This is a genomic window from Reyranella sp. (assembly GCF_050185545.1).
Classification (GTDB): domain Bacteria; phylum Pseudomonadota; class Alphaproteobacteria; order Reyranellales; family Reyranellaceae; genus Reyranella.
Genome location: NZ_JBFWZI010000018.1, coordinates 30,047 through 46,567 on the forward strand (window position 1 = coordinate 30,047; position 16,521 = coordinate 46,567).

The following is a 16,521-nucleotide window of genomic DNA, read 5'->3' on the forward strand; positions in this document are numbered from 1 at the left end:
ACGGAGGGGTCATGAGTCCTCGACCACTCAGCTCTGGCGCGATCAGACAAATGAGCGGGCGAGACGCCCGCGGTCCGGAAGAGCATGACCCCTCCGCCCCGTAAGACGGGGCACCCCCCCAGCAAAGCTGGGGAGGAGACCTTGAGAGGCTGTCCCGCATCACGCATCCACCGCGGCTTCGCAGCGGTGGCAGAGCAGGGCGTGCCTGGCGGACTTGCCGACTTCCTCGAGCACCTGCCAGCAGCGCGCGCATTTGTTGCCAAGGGCTAGCGCCGGCTCGACGGCGACGCCGGCCACGTCGGCAAGGGCGAAGGCGCCCGCCGGGGCGGCACCCTCGACCAGCTCGCCGCCCGAGGTGATGCAGATCTCGGCGAGGTCGAGGCCGGCCAGGGCGGTGCGATACTCGGGCGCAACATGGACCCGCGGCGCCGCCTGCAAGCTGGAGCCAATGCGCTTCTCGGCGCGTTCGAGCTCGAGCGCGCCCGTCACCACGCGGCGCAGGTTGCGCACCGTCCGCCACTTCTCACTCAGCGCGGCATTGAGCCAGATGTCGGGGATGGTCGGATAGAGCCGCAGATGCACGCTCTCGCGCTCGCCATCGGGCATGTCGCTGGGTCGCGCCAACCATGCCTCCTCCGCCGTGAAGCAGACGATCGGCGCCAGCCAGGCAGTGAGGAAGGAGAACAGCTCGGCCATCACCGTGCGCGCGGCGCGCCGGCGCAGCGCCGAGGCGGCGTCGCAGTAGATCGCATCCTTGCGGATGTCGAAGTAGAAGGCCGAGAGGTCGACCGCGCAGAAATTGTGCAACTCGGTGGCGATCCTGTGGAAGTCGTAGTCGTCGACTGCCGGCCGGAAGATCGCATCGAGCTCGGCCAGGCGATGCAGCACCCAGCGCTCGAGCTCGGGCATGTCGGCATAGGCCACGGTCTCCGCCGCACTATAGCCGTCGAGGCTGCCCAGCAGGTAGCGCAGCGTATTGCGCAGCCGGCGATACGCTTCGGCCTGGTGCTTCAGGATGTCGGGGCCGATGCGCTGGTCCTCGGTGTAGTCGGTGCCGACCACCCACAGGCGCAGGATGTCGGCGCCGTACTGGTCGCACACCGCTTGCGGCGCAGTGATGTTGCCCAGCGACTTCGACATCTTGCGGCCCTGCTCGTCGAGCGTGAAGCCGTGTGTCAGCACGCCGTCATAGGGTGCGCGGCCGCGCGTGCCGCAGCTCTCGAGCAGCGATGAATGGAACCAGCCGCGATGCTGGTCGGAGCCCTCGAGATAAAGGTCGGCCGGCCATTTGAGGTCGGGATTGCCCTCGAGCGTGAAGACGTGGGTCGAGCCTGAATCGAACCAGACATCGAGGATGTCCTTCACCTGCTCGAAATCCTGCGCCTTGTACTTGTTGCCGAGGAAACGCTCGGGCGGGCTCTCGAACCAGGCATCGGCGCCCTCGCTCCGGAACGCCTCGACGACGCGCCCCATCACCTCGGGATCGCGCAACGGCTCGCCGGTCTGCTTGTCGACGAACACCGCGATCGGCACGCCCCAGGCGCGCTGGCGCGACACGCACCAGTCGGGACGCTGCTCGATCATGCTGCGCAGTCGGTTGTAGCCGGCGCGCGGCACGAACCGGGTGGCGTCGATCGCCGCCAGCGCCTTCTCGCGGAGCGTGCCGCCGATCTCGGCGATCGGCTGGTCCATGGCGATGAACCATTGCGGAGCGTTGCGGAAGATCACCGGCGCCTTGGAGCGCCACGAATGCGGATAGGAATGGGTGATGCGCCCCGACGCCAGGAGCTTGCCGGCCTTGTCGAGCGCCTCGATCACCGCCTTGTTGGCCGGGCCCTTCTTGCCCACCGAGGTATAGACCTGCAGGCCGGCGAACAGCGGCACGTGCGGATAGTAGCTGCCGTCCTCGGCGACCGTGTCGGGGACCTCGACGCCGTGCGCCACGCCGAGGTCGTAGTCGTCGGCGCCATGACCGGGCGCGATGTGCACGTAGCCCGTGCCCGCGTCGGCGGTGACGAAGCCGCCGGGCAGCAGGCGCACGTCGAACTCGTAGCCCTGGCCGCGCAGCGGGTGGCTGGCGAGGAGGCCGTCGAATTCGTCGGCCCCGACATCGCGCACCAGGCGCGGCGTGAACTTGCACTCTTCCGCCACGGCGCCGACCAGCTCGCGCGCCACGATCAGCTTCTCGCCGGCGATGGCACGGCTGCCTTCGCCCACCGCGGCGACCTCAATCAGCGCGTAGGCGATGTCCGGCCCGTAGGCGAGCGCGCGATTGCCAGGGATGGTCCACGGCGTGGTCGTCCAGATCACCACGGCCGCGCCGTCCAGCGCGCCGCCCTTCGACGTCACCACCGGGAAGCGGACATGCACGGTATCCGACGTATGGTCGTGATACTCGATCTCGGCCTCGGCCAGGGCGGTCTTCTCGACCACCGACCAAAGCACCGCCTTGGAGCCCTTGTAGAGGCCGCCATTCATCAGGAACTTGCCGAGCTCGCCCACGATGGTGGCCTCGGAATCGTAGGCCATGGTCGAGTAGTACTTGTCCCAGTCGCCGTCGACGCCGAGCCGCTTGAACTCCTCGCGCTGCACGGTGATCCAATGGTCGGCGAAGGCGCGGCACTGGCGGCGGAACTCGCCGACCGGCACCGTGTCCTTGTCCTGCTTGCGGGCGCGGTACTCCTCCTCGATCTTCCATTCGATCGGCAGGCCGTGGCAGTCCCAACCGGGGACGTAATGGCTGTCCTTGCCCAGCATCTGCTGGGTGCGGCTCACCAGGTCCTTGAGGATCTTGTTGAGCGCATGGCCGATATGGAGGTTGCCGTTGGCATAGGGCGGTCCGTCGTGCAGCACGAACTTCGGCCGCCCCTTGCTCTCGGCGCGCAGCCGGTCATAAAGACCCATCTCGGCCCACCGCTTCAGCAGCTCCGGCTCCTTCTTGGGCAGGCCGGCGCGCATGGGAAAGTCGGTCTTGGGCAGGAAAACGCTGGATTTATAGTCGGTTGTCACGGGCAACTCGATTACGGAAGAGGAGCGTGGAGCGACCGCCGGAAGGCAGTCACAGGAAGGCTGGACGACCCGGCCGCCGTCAGCGGACCGGGCGGATAATTCGCTCCTGCAGGGCCCCGGTAGACATAGGGCCGGCAATCTAGGGACGGGGGTGCGGAGGGTCAAGGCGGCCCGGTTCGAGGCCGAGCCGGCCAGCCGGAGCCGGACCCGGAGCCAAGCCGCCATCGTCAGTACCATCGTCCCGGGGCCGACCTTGACCGGCTCCGGCCCGACTCCCGATAATTCCGCCACTGCCGGACATCGGGCCGGCGATTTTCTCCTCTCACTGGCGGACCGCCTCCGGGCGAACCCAGGCCGCCTGCGCACACGGCAACAACACGAAGACAGCCATGTCCTTCTGGACGGACCTGCGCCTGCCGTCGGAGCACGAGCTCCTCGTAGGCTTCTATGATGTGCGCGGCTATATGCGCTACGCCGAAGCGACCGAGCCGCGGCCGCTGCTCGATCTCATGACCGGCTATTTCGCCTGCACCGGGAAGATTGTCGCCGACGCCGGCGGCCGGCTGATCAAGACATTGGGCGATGCCGGCCTGGTCGCCTTCCCCGCCGACCACACCGACGCTGGCATCCAGGCGGTACGCGCGCTGCAGGCAATCGGCCGCGACTGGCTGGGCGAGCGCGGCTTCAAGACGGCCATTCTCGCCAAGCTGCACATCGGACCTGTCGCAGTCGGCCGCGTCGGCAGCCCGGGCGAGGAGATCATCGACGTGTACGGCCGCACGGTGAATATCGCCGCCGCGCTGCCCAGCACCGGCCTCGCCGTGACCCCGGCGGTGTTCCGCAGCCTGCAGCCCGACACCCGCAAGCTCTTCAAGAAGCACACGCCGCCGATCACCTACATCGACGCCGAGGATCACCGCCCGATGTAGGAGCGCCGGCACTTTCATGCTCTTCTGGACCGTGGCCGTCTCGCCCGCTCATGATGCCATGATGAGCGGGCGAGATCGTTCGACAAGCTCGAGACAGGCACCCGCGGTCCAGAAGAGGAACTCGTGGCAACAATCGAAACCGCGCTGACCCGCCTCCTGGGGATTCGACATCCGATCCTGCTCGCCCCGATGGGCTCAGCCGCCGGCGGCAAGCTGGCGGCGGCCGTGACCCACGCTGGCGGACTCGGCTTGCTCGGATCGGGCTATGCCGACGAAAACGCCATCCGACGCGAGCTCTCCGAAGCAGGCAATGCACGCGTCGGCATCGGCTTCATCTTGTGGGCGCTCGACAAGAACCCGGCGGCCCTTGACGTGGCGCTGGATGCCAGGCCGGCGGCGATCATGCTGTCGTTCGGCGACCCCGCGCCCTACACCGGTCGCATACACGCGACCGGCTGCAAGATCATCTGCCAGGTGCAGACACTCGACCAAGCGAGACAAGCCGCCGACGCCGGTGCCGACGTGATCATCGCCCAGGGGCGCGACGCCGGCGGACATTCCGGGACGACGCGCGGCACCATCGGGCTCGTTCCCGCCGTGGTCGATGCCGTCGGGCCGATCCCCGTGGTCGCGGCGGGCGGTATCGCCGACGGTCGAGGCCTGGCCGCCGCCCTGTCGCTGGGTGCCGCCGGCGTGTCGATGGGGACACGCTTCACCGCGACCCGCGAATCGCTGTGGAGTCAGGCCATGAAGGACAAGACGGTCGCATCGGGCGGCGATCAGACCGCGCAGACCCGCGTCTTCGACATCGTGCGCGCCGCTGCGTGGCCCGCGATCTATCCCGGGCGCGCGTTGCGCAACGACTTCTTCGAGCGGTGGCACGGCAAGGAAGAGGCATTGACTGAGCGGCAGAAGGAGATCGACGCCCGCTACTCGGCCACCGCACCCGATGATCTCAGCCAGCGCGTCGTCTGGGCCGGAGAGAGCGTCGACCTGGTGCGTGACATCCCTTCCGCACGCGATCTGATCGAGCGCATCATCGACGACGCGGCAGCGGTGTTGCAACGTGGCGCGGCGCTGGTGCGCGCGTAAGCCCGGCCGAGGTCCCATGCGGTACAACACGGCGCTCATGCGGACCGCGGGCGTCCCGTCCGCTCATGAGTCATCCATGAAATTTCATGAGCGGGCGGGAGGCCCGCGGTCCGGAAGAACATGAGCGCCACTTTGTTGAGAGTGGGCGTCACGCGCTGGGAGTGCGCCACTCCGACGGCGTTCTTCTTGATGAGTACATATCCCATGAGCGCCATCGGAGTGGCGCGCTCCCAGCAAAGAGGCGATGTCGACGGGAATGTCAGCGCCTATAAGTGGCGCACTCCGGCGCATCTCACAGGGGCCACTCGAACGCTGCTACCCACGACCGTTCCGCAATATCCGCCGCGCCGATTCGCCGTCGGCGGCAATCTGCGCCTTGAGCTGGTCGAGGCCGGCGAACTTCATCTCGGGGCGGATGAAATCGACCAAGGCCACGCGCAGCGTCCTGCCGTAGAGGTCGCCCGCGAAGTCGAACAGGTGGGCCTCGAAATTCTCCTGGATCTTGCCGAACGTGGGGCGGCGGCCGAGATTGGCCACGGCGTCGCGCCACGTCCCGTCGACCAACGCACGGACGGCATAGACGCCGAAGCGCGGCCTGAGATGCTCGCCCAGCGCCACGTTGGCGGTCGGAAAGCCGATGGTGCGGCCGCGCTGGTCGCCCAGCTCGACCGCGCCCTCGATCTCCCAGTCATGGCCCAGCAGCTCGGTTGCCTCGCTCACCCAACCGGCGCGCAGCGACTCGCGGATGCGCGTCGAGGAGTAGATCTCGCCCTCGCGCATCACCGGATCGAGCACGCTGACGCCGAAGCCCTTGGCCATGCCCTGCTTGCGCAGCTTCTCGACATTGCCGCTGCGCCGCGCGCCGAAGGTGAAATCGTAGCCGCACACCACATGGCGCGCGCCCATGCCCTGCAGCAGAACCTCGTCGATGAAGGCATCGGAGGACAGCGCGGCGAACGCCTGGTCGAAGCGCTGCGCCAGCACGGCCTCGACGCCGCACCCTCCGAGCAGGCGCAGCTTGGCCGGCAGCAGGGTCAGGCGGAACGGGCCGGTGTCGGGCACGAAGAAACGACGCGGATGCGGCTCGAAGGTGAGCACCACAAGCGGCACGCCGAGTCGGCGCGCGTGCTCGCCGGCATGCGCCAGCAGGGCCTGGTGGCCGCGATGCACGCCGTCGAAATTGCCCAAGGCCACGACGCCGCCTTGCCAGGCGGCGGGCAGGCTGCGCCAGTCGTCGAACGCCGGGATCATGCCGCGTCGCGCCGTGGCACCAGCACCACCGCCTCGCCGTCGATCACCACCTTGTCGCCGTTCAGGCACTGGGTCTTGAGCGTCACCCGCCGTCGGGTGGTGTCGATGGCGGTGATGGTGGCGATGGCCGTGATGGTCTCGCCGATCAGCACCGGCGCCATGAAGCTGAGACTCTGCGAGATGTAGACCGCGCCCGGGCCGGGCAGCTTGGTGCCGATCACCGTCGAGATGAAGCTCGAGCTCAGCATGCCGTGGGCGATGCGCTGGCCGAAGCGCGTGGTGCGGGCGAAGCCGTCGTGCAGATGGATCGGGTTGGTGTCGCCGGACACACCGGCGAACGCCATGATGTCGGCCTCGGTTACCGTCTTGCCGAACATCGCCGACATGCCCGGCTTCAGATCTTCGAGGAAAAGGCCGTTCATGGCCGCGAAGGCTTTGCTCACAGTCGCTCGATCTCCCCCAATGGCGGGCGCCCTCTTACCACGCAGCGAGGCCTGTGCCACAGTCCGCTGAATGACCGTTCATATGACGTCCGAGCCTCAAATCGTCGCGGCCGCCCTCGCCCGGGCCGCCGGTCGACACTTTGGCGGCGAAGCGACCATCGACAATCTCGGCCAGGAATCGGGCGGAGCCTCGCGCCAGACCTGGAGCTTCGACGCCCGCGTGAACGGCGAACGCCATGGCCTGATCCTGCGGCGCGATCCGCCGCTGCGCGGCCGGCCCGGCGGCGAGCGCTCGAGCTCGCTCGACCGCGCCACCGAGTTCCGCGTCATCGCCGCCGCCTGGAAGGCCGGCGTGCGCGCGCCCGAGGTGCTGTTCGAGATGCAGCCCGAGGACGGGCTGGGCGAGGCCTATGTCATGCGCCGGGTCGGCGGCACGGCGATCGCCCGCAAGCTTCTGCGCGATCCGCCCTACGCCGCGGCGCGCGGCCGCATCACCGGCCAGCTGGGCGAAATCCTGGCGCGCATCCATGCCACCGACCTCGCGACCCTGCCGCCGCTGGTCGCGCGCCAGGCCGCCGACCAGGTCGCCAGCCTGCGCCAGTCGCTCGACCAGCTGGGCACGCCGCAGCCGGTGTTCGAGCTGGCGCTGTCGTGGCTCGACCGGCGCAAGCCTGCGCCGATCGACCGGCCGCTGCTGGTGCATGGCGACTACCGCACCGGCAACTATCTGGTCGACGAGACCGGCGTGACGGCGATCCTCGATTGGGAGGGCGCCCATCTCGGCGATCCGGTCGAGGATCTCGGCTGGCTGTGCGTCAAGAGCTGGCGCTTCGGCGCGGTCGACAAGCCGGCCGGCGGCTTCGGCAGCCGTGCCGAGCTGTGGGCCGCCTACGAGCGTGCCGGCGGCGCCACGGTCGACCCGGCGCGTGCCCATTGGTGGGAAGTCCTGGGCACGGCGCGCTGGGGTATCATCTGCCACAACCAGGCGTGGCGCCATCTTTCCGGCGCGGTGAAATCGATGGAGCTCGCCTCGATCGGCCGCCGCGCCGTCGAGACCGAAGTCGATCTGCTGCAACTCATGAAGGAAGGCGCGTGACATGGTGCAGGCCTGACATGGCGCAAGATCGTCCAACCGCCGCCGAGCTGCTGGCCGCCGTCGCCGACTTCCTCAGGGAGGAGGCAACGCCGGCGCTCGACCGCGCCGAGCCGCGGCTCGGCTTCCAGATGCGCGTCGCCGCCAACTCGCTCGCCATTCTCGAACGCGAGGCGCGTCTCGGCGGCGCCGCCGACGCGCGCGAGCATGCCCGCCTCAGGACGCTGCTGCAGCGCGACGGCGCGCTCGAGGACCTCAACCGCGAGCTCGCCCGCCAACTGCGTACCGGCGAGCGCGACGAGCGCGACACGGAGCTGATGGCGCACCTGGAGGCGACGATCGCCGACAAGATCGCCATCGCCAATCCGAAGTGGCGGTAGCGAGGCGACGTCATGCTCTTCCGGACCGCGGGCGTCCCGCCCGCTCATGATCACGCCCTTCTCGACCGCGAGCGTATCGCTAGTGAAGCCTGATGAGCGGGCGTCCCGCCCGCGGTCCGGAAGAGCATGATCCTTCGGTTGTCACCGAACTATTGACTATGGCGAGGCCTCGCGCGCGCGACTAGAGTCTCCGCATGACAACCATCAATGCCATGTCCGAGGTGGCCGCCCTGATGGGCGACCCGGCGCGTGCCGCCATGCTGTCGCTGCTGATGGACGGCCGCGCCCATACCGCGTCGGAGCTCGCGCTCACTGCCGGCATCACCGCCCAGACCGCGAGCGGACACCTGTCGCGCATGATCGCCGGCAACCTGCTCGCCGCCCGCGCGCAGGGCCGCAACCGCTTCTATCGCCTGGCCTCGCCCGAGGTCGCGCATGCCATCGAATCGCTGATGAACGTCGCCGGCATGCGCGCGCCGCCGGCCTCGGCCAACGCCGCGTGGCGGCGCGATCCCGACCTGCGCTTCTGCCGCACCTGCTACGATCATCTCGCGGGCCAGGTCGGCATTGCCGTGACCGACGCGCTGACGCGGGCCGGCCACATCGAGCCGCAGGGCGCGCGCGACTGGAAGCTCACCGAAGGTGGCGACCTGTTCTGCCGGCGCATCGGCGTCGATGTCGCCGGCGCCCGACGCGCCGGCAGCCGTCACTTCGCGCGTCAGTGCCTCGACTGGAGCGAACGGCGGCCACACATCTCGGGCGCCCTCGGCGCGGCCATCGCCGATACCTTCTTTCGACGCGGCTGGGCCGAGCGATTGCGGCGCAGCCGTACCGTGCGGCTCACAGATTCAGGACGACGCGCCCTCGGCAGCCATTTCGGCGCGGCGCTCTGACGAGCCGACATCGACCAGGCAGAACGAAGCCTGCAGCGCCGATCCGCGGAACGGTTGGTCGCCGCTACCGCGCGGCGCCTGGCCGATCGACCAGCGCGCCGGCCAGTGAAGGCGCTCGGCGCCCCATGGCGATGCGGCACCGAGCGACGACCAGCGCGCGTCAGCGCCGGTGCAGGAGATCACTCCGCCGGGTCCCATGCCGGCGTGCAGGACAAGCCGCACATCGAAGACCGCATCCGGCGCGAGCGCGGGACCGTGCCAGTAGTACGGGCTGCGCCGCGGCTCGCGTCCGATGATCACGGTCAGAAGCTGCTCGGGACCGCCGAGGCCGATCCACAGCGCCGGCAGGAGGCCGGGCTGGAATGCCGACATCAGCGTTTGCGGCGCGCCGTCGCCCGCCGGCGCGGCGCGGCCGACGAACCGAAGTGCGGCGATCCGATTCGCGCAGGGCGCGCCGCCGAAAGGCGCTGCTTGCTCGCCGGTCGCGAGATCCTGCCATCGCTCGATCCCGGGCAGGCGCAACGGCCAATGCAATCGTTCGCGCACATGGCCTTCGGTATCGAGCACCTGGTAACGCAGCCCGCCGGCATCGAGCGCGGCCTGCACGCAATGGAGATACTCGATGCCCTCGGGCATGCGATGGGCCGTCCCCGCACCGGCCGTGCAGACCTGCAGCACGCCGCGATGGACCTGCACGTCGAAGGCCAGGATGTGGCTGCACAGGTAGGCAAGCACGCCGTTGTCGACCAGCGCGTCCCAGAAGTCGCCGGCATGCTCGGGGCCGATCTCGCGCTGATAGGCGCCGGAGAAGCCGTTGACCGGATGCACGGGATGATGGCCGATCACCAGCTTGTGCCGCGCATCGGTGTGCCGGCCGAGCACGTCGCTGAGCCACGCCGTCTCGACACGGCCCTCGCCGCCCAGGCCGGACCATTGCGTGTGGACGAAGACCAGCAACAGATCGCCGCGTCGCACCCAGTAGGAGAGACCTTCCTGGCCAGGCGGTCCGTTGCGCGGCAGATGGCCCAGCATCTCGCGGAACACGGCCTCGCTCATCGTGTCGTAGGTCGTGTGATTGCTGGTGCAGTTCCACAGCGGAATGGCGCTGCGGTCGAGCCAGCCCATCTCGTGCTCCAGCCAGTAGCGCCATTGGGTGCGCAGCTCGTCCGGATCGGCGCTGAGGCCGGCAATCTCGTCGCCGAGGAACAGCACGAACTCCGGTGCCGGTTCGAGGCGGCGGACGATGCCGTTGACCGAGGCGAAGGTCCGCTCGTGCGGCGCCCCGGCAATGCCGGAGCACGAATCGCCGTAGACGACGAAGCGATGGCCGGGCCCCTCGGCGAGGAGGGCGGCGAGCGGCCCGGCGCGAGGCGTCGCGTCCGGCACTGAGGTCAGCCTTGTGGCGGCGGTGATGAAGCGACCGCCGCCTTCTCGTCGCGCACCAGCCGCGCCTTGCCGAAGGCGAGCCCGTCGCCGGAGGGGATCTTGGCGATCTGCGAGGCGCGCAGGAATCGTTCCTCGCCGACCGTCAGGGAGATGTCGGTGAACAGCAGGGAGCGCGTCTGTCGCACCACCTCGGCCCTGCCCTCGACCCAGTCGCCGACCCTGGCGGGGGCCACGAAGTCGAACGTCATGCTGACGGTGGGAAGGAACTTGCGCAGGCCGACGAGCGTGCCGCCTCCCATCGTGCCCACGAGATCCGCCACCGTCATCATCATGCCGCCGTGCAGGCCACCGGCCGGGTTGCACATGTGCTGGTGGACGCGAAAGCCCAGCACGAATTCGTCGCGCGTGCCCTTGGCGCCACGCTTGGCGTAGAGGTTGCCGATATGGCTGTTGAAGGTGGGGTCGGGGCGGTCGCGGTCGAAGTCGATGCGCCGGAATCCCTCCGGCGGGTTGTCGCGAGCCTGGCTGTGGTCGGGCAAATCTAACTCCGGGTCTTGAGCGGTCGCTGGCGGCTCAGCAGGGCGAAGGCGCCGAGCCCCGCCAGCACATCGTGGCGCGGACCATAGAGACGGCCCCGCACCTGCGCCACATGCTCGTCGTGGCCGATCACCTCGGCCTCGGCCTGCAGCCAGTCGCCGACGCGGCCCGGCCCGAGATAATCGATCGACAGGCGGGCGGTGACGGCGCGCCGTTGCAGGACATGCATCACCGTCGAGCCCATCGCCGAATCGAGAAACGCCGCCAGCATGCCGCCATGCACGATGCCCAGCGCATTGGCGTGCTGCGGCCCCGGCAGGAAGCCGCGCACCAGGCGACCATCCTCGATCTTCTCGAACCATGGTCCGTTGACGGCAGCGAAGCCGGTGGCTTCGGTCAACTGGCGAAAACCGTCGGGCGGACCGGACGTTCTTTCACGCATCGAGCTCGGCACCCTCCATCGCGCAGCGTCAGCCATGCCCGCGAATTCTCGACTGGTCCCTTCCCGAGGACCAGCGGGAAATCTTGCGCGCAGGGCGAATCCTCGGACTCTCCGCGATCGTCTCCAGCTGACAACCTCGAGACACGTCGTGAAACGAGTCTCCACCATGCGTCACCGTCGGCAGAGGGATGCTTTCCAGCGCGGCCGTATACAGCCATCCAGCGTCGACACTATAGTCGAGCAGAAGGCGTAGAGAGTGAGGACCTGGGAATGCGACATCTACATGCAATCGGCGGACTCGTGATCCTGTTGGCTGGAGCGGAAGCCGCCATGGCGCAGGAGATCGTGAACTTGAAGGGAACGTGGATCCCTACTCAGGGCGTTCACATCGTCGACGGACCGAGTCGACATCGCGACAGCGGAACCACCGCGGCCGCGGGGGGTGTCGACACGCATCGAACGCACAGCTCGAAGTTCGTCTTCCGTTTCGAGGGGCAAGAAGGCCGCAAATTCTGGGGAGTCCTGTCGTCGGCCAAAGTGTCCGAGAAGTTCATCGGGGCCATATCGGTGGATGGCAAGCGCTTCGTTATCGCGGACCAGGACGGGACGTTCAATGGCACCGTGGTTAACGCCGACACATTGGACTATTGCTATACCCATGTGACTCCGACCGACCGGGCCGTGGCGTGCGGGCTGCTGGTCCGGGAGAAATGACGGGAATCTCCCTCCTATGACGGGCCCTCGCATGGCGGGCCCTCGTATGGCGGGGCCTCGTATGGCGGGCCCTCGTATGGCGAGACAGTTGGTCGCTGGGCACGAGATTGCCAGAGGACCATCCCGAGCACAGCGACCGACCTTCGATCAGTCTTCACGCGAGGTTCGTCAGCAGCGCCAGGCCGTAGCCGACATAGTAGGTGGCGAGCACCGTGATGATGCGGTTCGACCAGGCCCGGAACTGGGTGTCGGAGAGCCGCTCGAGCAGCAGCTTGCCGAGCGACGTGCCGAGCATCGATGCTGCGATCGCCACGCCGAGGAACCACGGCTCGACCGACCCCGACTGCTCGACTAGCAAGCCGAAATAGACCAGCTTCAGGCCGTGGTTGAACAGCTGGCAGGCGGCCTTGGTGGCGATGATCTCCTTCCGGCCGAGGTTTGACCTCAGAAACAGCGTGTCGAGCAGCGGGCCGGTGACGCCGCTGGTCAGCATCAGCATCATGCACACCGCACTGCCGCCCAGCATCTGGCCGGTATCGAGCCGGCGCGGCAGGACACTCTCGGGGATCGTCCGGACGACGAACGGCGAGAGGCCGAGCAACAGCAGCGCCACCGCCTTGTCCGGGACGTAGAGCCAGATCGACCACAAGCCGACCGAGAGCACGCTGCCGACGAGGTTGGCGAGCGTCAGCTTCCAGACGATGTGCTGGCGCCACAACAGGGCGCGCCAGCCGTTGGACGCCATCTGCGTCACCGCATGCAGGACCATGGCCTGCGGCAGCGGCATGACGACCAGTAACACGCCGACCAGGATCAGGCCGCCGGCCATGCCGAAGACCCCCGACAGCAGCGACGTGCAGATCATGAGAAGGGAAAGGCTGAGAGCGAGCGCGACGGACATGGTGGTATCCCCCGAAAGGTGGCTCACCATCGGACTCTGCTATCGACACTTCAAATATATGATAGATGGCAATATGATATCTTCTGAATATGACTCTGACCGCGAGCTCGTGCTCTTCCGGACCGCGGGCGTCTCGCCCGCTCATGCTCATGCTCATGATCATGATCATGAGCGCGCGAGACGCCCGCGGTCCGGAAGAGCATGAGGGAGCCACCCCTTGGAACTGCGCCACCTCCGTTACTTCGTCGCGGTCGCCCAGGAGGGCCACATCACGCGGGCAGCCGAGCGGCTGCACATCGCCCAGCCACCGCTGTCGCAGCAGATCAAGGACCTCGAGCGCGAGATCGGCGCGGCGCTGCTCGTCCGCCATCCGCGCGGCGTGACGCTGACCGACGCCGGGCGCGCCTTCCTCGCCGACGCCGAGGCGGTGCTGGCCTCGGTGGCTCGCGCCGCCGATCACGCACGGCGAACGGCGCGGGGCGAGAGCGGGCGCATCGCCGTCGGCTTCACCACCTCGGCGCCGTTCCATCCCCTGGTGGCGCGCGCCATCCGCGAGTTCCGCGCCAGCCGGCCGAACGTCTCCTTCGTGCTCGAGGAAAGCAGCTCGGGCGATCTCGTGGCCGGCCTGCGCAGCGAGCGACTGGACGTCGCCTTCATCCGCTCCGGCCTCGCCGATCCGGCCGGCCTCGCCGTCCACGCGCTGCTGCAGGAGGACATGATGGCAGCCCTGCCGGTGCGCCATCGCCTGGCGCGCCGCCCGCGACTCGTGCTCAGGGACCTGGCGGAGGAGACCTTCATCCTCTATCGCCGGCCGGATGGGCGCGGCCTCTACGACGTGATCATCGCCGCCTGCGCCGAGGCGGGCTTCAGCCCGCAGGTCGGCCAGGACGCCCCGCGCATCGTGTCGACACTCAATCTCGTCGCCGCCGGGCTCGGCATCACCATCGTTCCGGCCTCGTTGAGCCGCCTGCCGCTTGAAGGCGTGCGCTACCGCCCGCTGGTCGGCAAGCCCGCCCTCAAGGTGCCGCTCAACCTGGCCTGCCGCGCCGACGAACGCTCGGCGGCGACGCTGGGCTTTGTCGATCTCGTGCGCCGGATGGCGTAGCATTTCTCATGCTCCTCCCAAGCTTTGCTGAGGAGGTGTCCGCGTCCTCACGGACGGAGGGGTCATGGCTCATGCGGACCGCGGGCGTCCCGCCCGCTCATGATCGTGTTCTTCCAGACCGCGAGCGTCTCGCTCGCTCATGACTCTGAACGAGCGAGACGCTCGCGGTCCAGAAGACTCAAGCATGAGCGGGCGGGACGCCCGCGGTCCGGAAGACAATGACCCCTCCGTCGCCGTAAGACGGCGACACCTCCCCAGCGAAGCTGACAGCGAAGCTGGGGAGGAAAACCGAGGAGTGCATCCCGATGCGCCGGATCAAGACGATCGGTCATTCCAATCATCCCATCGAGCGCTTCCTCGAGCTGCTCGAGGGCGGCGCCGTCGAAGCGGTGGTCGATGTCCGCTCGGTTCCCTATTCCCGCCGCTTCCCGCAGTTCGGGCGCGAGCGGCTGACGCAGAGCCTGGCGAGCCGTGGCATCCTCTATCGCTACGAGGGCGCTGCACTCGGCGGCAAGCCGAAAGGCGGCGAGAACTACGCGGCGCTCGCCGCCAGGCCGGAGTTCACGGACGCACTGTCGCGCCTGATCGCGGCTGCGGCCGACACCACGCTCGGCCTGATGTGCGCCGAGAAGGATCCGCTCGATTGCCATCGCACCGTCCTGGTCTCGCGCCGCCTGGCCGAGCGCGGCGTGGCCATCGACCACCTGCTGGCCGACGGCGGGCAGATGTCCCACAATTCGATCGAGGAGATCCTGCTCGAGAGCAGCGGCGATGGAACCCCCGATCTCTTCACTTCGTCGGAGGAGCGCGTGGTGCGGCTCGCACGCGCCTACACGCATCGCGAGCAGGCAATGAAGAGCGGCCAGGGCCGTCGCAAATAATCCGGCGCCGCTCGCTTTCGCACAAGCGCCATCTCTGGCACTTTTCTTGCTGCGTTCTTCTCCAGCAGCAGAGGGGTGTTCGCATGTTCCTCAATCGTCGCAAGCTTCTTGCCTCGACGGCCGCGGGCGCCGTTGCGGGCGCGGCCGGGCCGTTCGTCATTCGCGATCTTCATGCGCAGGCCGTCGTCAAGGTTGCCGGCATCCACGACACGTCGGGCGGTCTCGACATCTACGGCAAACAGATGGTCGCCACGATGGATCTGGCAATCAACGAGATCAACGCCCAGGGCGGCGTGCTCGGCCGCAAGATCCAGCTGATCAACTACGATCCGCAGTCGAACATCCAATTCTACACCCAGTACGCCACCGAGGCGGCGACCAAGGAGAAGGTCGCGGTGGTGCATGGCGGCATCACGTCGGCCTCTCGTGAGGCGATCCGGCCGCTGCTCAAGCGCTTCAACACACTCTACTTCTACAACACGCTCTACGAGGGCGGCGTGTGCGACCGCAACATCTTCTGCACCGGCTCGACGCCGGCGCAGACGGTCGAGAAGCTGGTGCCCTACGTGCAGAAGAAGTGGGGCAAGAAGATCTACACCATCGCGGCCGACTACAATTACGGCCAGATAACCGCCAAGTGGGTCAAGAAGTACGCCCAGGACAATGGCGGCGAGGTCGTGCAGACCGACTTCTTCCCGCTCGACGTCACCGACTTCGGGCCGACCATCAAGAAGATCCAGACGGCCAAGCCCGATCTCGTAATGTCGGCGCTGGTCGGCGCGGCGCACATCTCGTTCTACCGGCAATGGGCGGCGGCCGGCATGAACAAGCAGATCCCCCTCGCCTCGACGACGTTCGGCAACGAGATCGTCATCACCACGCCCGAGGAGCACAACGGCTACATCGTGGCGTTCGGCTATCTCGAGGGCATCGAGACGCCGGCCAACAAGAAGTTCGTCGAGATCGTGCACGGCAAGTACGGCATCCCGCACATGACCGAGCTCGCCACCATGACCTATCACGGCGTGCACCTGTGGGCCGACGCGGTGAAGAAGGCGAACAGCCTCGACCGCATGAAGGTGATCGAGGCGCTCGAGGGCGGCGCTTCCTACGACGGACCGGCCGGCAAGACGACGATCGATCCCAAGACCCATCACACCGTCCTCGACGTCTATATCGGCGAGGCGAGGGACAAGAAGTTCGTGGTCGTCGAGAAGTTCCTGCAGCAGACGCCGGCCGACACGGCGGCGGTGTGCGATCTCAAGAAGAACCCGAACGAGAACAAGCAGTATGTGATCGACGTCAAGACGTAAAGTTCACTTCCTCCCCTTCGCGTCATCGCGAAGGGGAAGTGTCCGCGTCATCGCGGACGGAGGGGTCATGCTCATCCTGGATCGCGCGGGCGTGTCGCCCGCTCGAGATCATGAGCATGAGCGGGCGGGACGCCCGCGGTCCGCATAGCTCA

The 16,521-nt window shown here is 67.8% G+C and carries 16 protein-coding genes; 9 read left to right on the forward strand and 7 right to left on the reverse strand.

Going from position 1 to position 16,521, the window contains the following annotated elements:
* Nucleotides 1-159 precede the first annotated feature (159 nt).
* Nucleotides 160-2,958, reverse strand: a complete 2,799-nt coding sequence (gene ileS / locus AB7O82_RS07365; protein WP_428542604.1) for an isoleucine--tRNA ligase — start codon at nucleotides 2,956-2,958, stop codon at nucleotides 160-162.
* A gap of 440 nt (nucleotides 2,959-3,398) precedes the next feature.
* Between ileS and AB7O82_RS07370 the strand changes: the two genes are divergently transcribed.
* Nucleotides 3,399-3,938 carry an adenylate/guanylate cyclase domain-containing protein gene (locus AB7O82_RS07370; protein ID WP_428542518.1) on the forward strand — a complete coding sequence of 180 codons (540 nt, stop codon included), beginning with the start codon at nucleotides 3,399-3,401 and terminating at the stop codon, nucleotides 3,936-3,938.
* A gap of 123 nt (nucleotides 3,939-4,061) precedes the next feature.
* A complete protein-coding gene (locus AB7O82_RS07375; RefSeq protein WP_428542521.1) occupies nucleotides 4,062-5,030 on the forward strand; it encodes an NAD(P)H-dependent flavin oxidoreductase in 969 nt (322 codons plus the stop codon).
* Nucleotides 5,031-5,345: 315 nt separating this feature from the next.
* On the opposite strand, the gene AB7O82_RS07380 is transcribed toward AB7O82_RS07375, so the two are convergent.
* Both AB7O82_RS07380 and AB7O82_RS07385 read right to left on the reverse strand, forming a co-directional pair.
* Nucleotides 5,346-6,281 carry a bifunctional riboflavin kinase/FAD synthetase gene (locus tag AB7O82_RS07380; protein ID WP_428542524.1) on the reverse strand — a complete coding sequence of 312 codons (936 nt, stop codon included), beginning with the start codon at nucleotides 6,279-6,281 and terminating at the stop codon, nucleotides 5,346-5,348.
* Complete coding sequence (locus tag AB7O82_RS07385) at nucleotides 6,278-6,724, reverse strand: MaoC family dehydratase (RefSeq protein ID WP_428542527.1); 447 nt, start codon at nucleotides 6,722-6,724, stop codon at nucleotides 6,278-6,280. The genes AB7O82_RS07380 and AB7O82_RS07385 overlap by 4 nt, the downstream gene beginning before the upstream one ends.
* A gap of 82 nt (nucleotides 6,725-6,806) precedes the next feature.
* Here AB7O82_RS07385 and AB7O82_RS07390 point away from each other — a divergent pair, with 82 nt between their 5' ends.
* The 3 genes from AB7O82_RS07390 to AB7O82_RS07400 all read left to right on the forward strand — a co-directional run bounded on the left by AB7O82_RS07390 (nucleotide 6,807) and on the right by AB7O82_RS07400 (nucleotide 9,090).
* Nucleotides 6,807-7,820, forward strand: coding sequence for a phosphotransferase family protein (locus AB7O82_RS07390; protein ID WP_428542530.1), 1,014 nt, complete (start codon nucleotides 6,807-6,809; stop codon nucleotides 7,818-7,820).
* A 17-nt stretch (nucleotides 7,821-7,837) separates the two neighbouring features.
* The gene (locus AB7O82_RS07395; protein WP_428619030.1) at nucleotides 7,838-8,197 is read left to right on the forward strand and encodes a DUF6285 domain-containing protein; all 360 of its coding nucleotides are present in this window, start codon (nucleotides 7,838-7,840) and stop codon (nucleotides 8,195-8,197) included.
* 194 nt (nucleotides 8,198-8,391) lie between these two features.
* Nucleotides 8,392-9,090 carry an ArsR/SmtB family transcription factor gene (locus AB7O82_RS07400; protein ID WP_428542536.1) on the forward strand — a complete coding sequence of 233 codons (699 nt, stop codon included), beginning with the start codon at nucleotides 8,392-8,394 and terminating at the stop codon, nucleotides 9,088-9,090.
* Here AB7O82_RS07400 and AB7O82_RS07405 read toward each other — a convergent pair.
* Genes AB7O82_RS07405 through AB7O82_RS07415 form a run of 3 tightly spaced genes read right to left on the reverse strand, consistent with a single transcriptional unit; the run spans nucleotide 9,046 to nucleotide 11,455 of the window.
* Nucleotides 9,046-10,476 carry a metallophosphoesterase family protein gene (locus AB7O82_RS07405; protein ID WP_428542539.1) on the reverse strand — a complete coding sequence of 477 codons (1,431 nt, stop codon included), beginning with the start codon at nucleotides 10,474-10,476 and terminating at the stop codon, nucleotides 9,046-9,048. The two genes, AB7O82_RS07400 and AB7O82_RS07405, sit on opposite strands and share 45 nt — an antisense overlap.
* A gap of 5 nt (nucleotides 10,477-10,481) precedes the next feature.
* Complete coding sequence (locus AB7O82_RS07410) at nucleotides 10,482-11,015, reverse strand: PaaI family thioesterase (RefSeq protein ID WP_428542542.1); 534 nt, start codon at nucleotides 11,013-11,015, stop codon at nucleotides 10,482-10,484.
* A 2-nt stretch (nucleotides 11,016-11,017) separates the two neighbouring features.
* A complete protein-coding gene (locus tag AB7O82_RS07415) occupies nucleotides 11,018-11,455 on the reverse strand; it encodes a PaaI family thioesterase (RefSeq protein WP_428542545.1) in 438 nt (145 codons plus the stop codon).
* Nucleotides 11,456-11,785: 330 nt separating this feature from the next.
* On the opposite strand from AB7O82_RS07415, the gene AB7O82_RS07420 reads away from it, so the two are divergent.
* The gene (locus tag AB7O82_RS07420; RefSeq protein ID WP_428542548.1) at nucleotides 11,786-12,169 is read left to right on the forward strand and encodes a hypothetical protein; all 384 of its coding nucleotides are present in this window, start codon (nucleotides 11,786-11,788) and stop codon (nucleotides 12,167-12,169) included.
* Nucleotides 12,170-12,323: 154 nt separating this feature from the next.
* Here the strand turns inward: AB7O82_RS07420 and AB7O82_RS07425 are convergent, their stop codons facing one another.
* Nucleotides 12,324-13,070 (reverse strand): TSUP family transporter, encoded by a 747-nt coding sequence (locus AB7O82_RS07425; protein ID WP_428542551.1) that lies wholly within the window; start codon nucleotides 13,068-13,070, stop codon nucleotides 12,324-12,326.
* 217 nt (nucleotides 13,071-13,287) lie between these two features.
* Between AB7O82_RS07425 and AB7O82_RS07430 the strand changes: the two genes are divergently transcribed.
* The 3 genes from AB7O82_RS07430 (at nucleotide 13,288) to AB7O82_RS07440 (ending at nucleotide 16,369) form a co-directional block, all read left to right on the forward strand.
* Nucleotides 13,288-14,175 (forward strand): LysR family transcriptional regulator, encoded by an 888-nt coding sequence (locus AB7O82_RS07430; RefSeq protein ID WP_428619033.1) that lies wholly within the window; start codon nucleotides 13,288-13,290, stop codon nucleotides 14,173-14,175.
* Between the two features lie 305 nt (nucleotides 14,176-14,480).
* Nucleotides 14,481-15,056: a DUF488 family protein gene (locus AB7O82_RS07435; protein WP_428542557.1), complete on the forward strand. Its 576-nt coding sequence runs from the start codon at nucleotides 14,481-14,483 to the stop codon at nucleotides 15,054-15,056.
* A gap of 83 nt (nucleotides 15,057-15,139) precedes the next feature.
* Nucleotides 15,140-16,369: an urea ABC transporter substrate-binding protein gene (locus AB7O82_RS07440; RefSeq protein WP_428542560.1), complete on the forward strand. Its 1,230-nt coding sequence runs from the start codon at nucleotides 15,140-15,142 to the stop codon at nucleotides 16,367-16,369.
* Nucleotides 16,370-16,521: the final 152 nt, after the last annotated feature.

Coding starts and splice junctions, on each gene's coding strand:
- ileS (WP_428542604.1), bottom strand. CDS start 2,958: ATGCGCGCCGGCCTGCCCAAGAAGGAGCCGGAGCTGCTGAAGCGGTGG.
- AB7O82_RS07370 (WP_428542518.1), top strand. CDS start 3,399: ATGTCCTTCTGGACGGACCTGCGCCTGCCGTCGGAGCACGAGCTCCTC.
- AB7O82_RS07380 (WP_428542524.1), bottom strand. CDS start 6,281: ATGATCCCGGCGTTCGACGACTGGCGCAGCCTGCCCGCCGCCTGGCAA.
- AB7O82_RS07390 (WP_428542530.1), top strand. CDS start 6,807: ATGACGTCCGAGCCTCAAATCGTCGCGGCCGCCCTCGCCCGGGCCGCC.
- AB7O82_RS07395 (WP_428619030.1), top strand. CDS start 7,838: ATGGCGCAAGATCGTCCAACCGCCGCCGAGCTGCTGGCCGCCGTCGCC.
- AB7O82_RS07400 (WP_428542536.1), top strand. CDS start 8,392: ATGACAACCATCAATGCCATGTCCGAGGTGGCCGCCCTGATGGGCGAC.
- AB7O82_RS07415 (WP_428542545.1), bottom strand. CDS start 11,455: ATGCGTGAAAGAACGTCCGGTCCGCCCGACGGTTTTCGCCAGTTGACC.
- AB7O82_RS07420 (WP_428542548.1), top strand. CDS start 11,786: ATGGCGCAGGAGATCGTGAACTTGAAGGGAACGTGGATCCCTACTCAG.
- AB7O82_RS07425 (WP_428542551.1), bottom strand. CDS start 13,070: ATGTCCGTCGCGCTCGCTCTCAGCCTTTCCCTTCTCATGATCTGCACG.
- AB7O82_RS07435 (WP_428542557.1), top strand. CDS start 14,481: ATGCGCCGGATCAAGACGATCGGTCATTCCAATCATCCCATCGAGCGC.
- AB7O82_RS07440 (WP_428542560.1), top strand. CDS start 15,140: ATGTTCCTCAATCGTCGCAAGCTTCTTGCCTCGACGGCCGCGGGCGCC.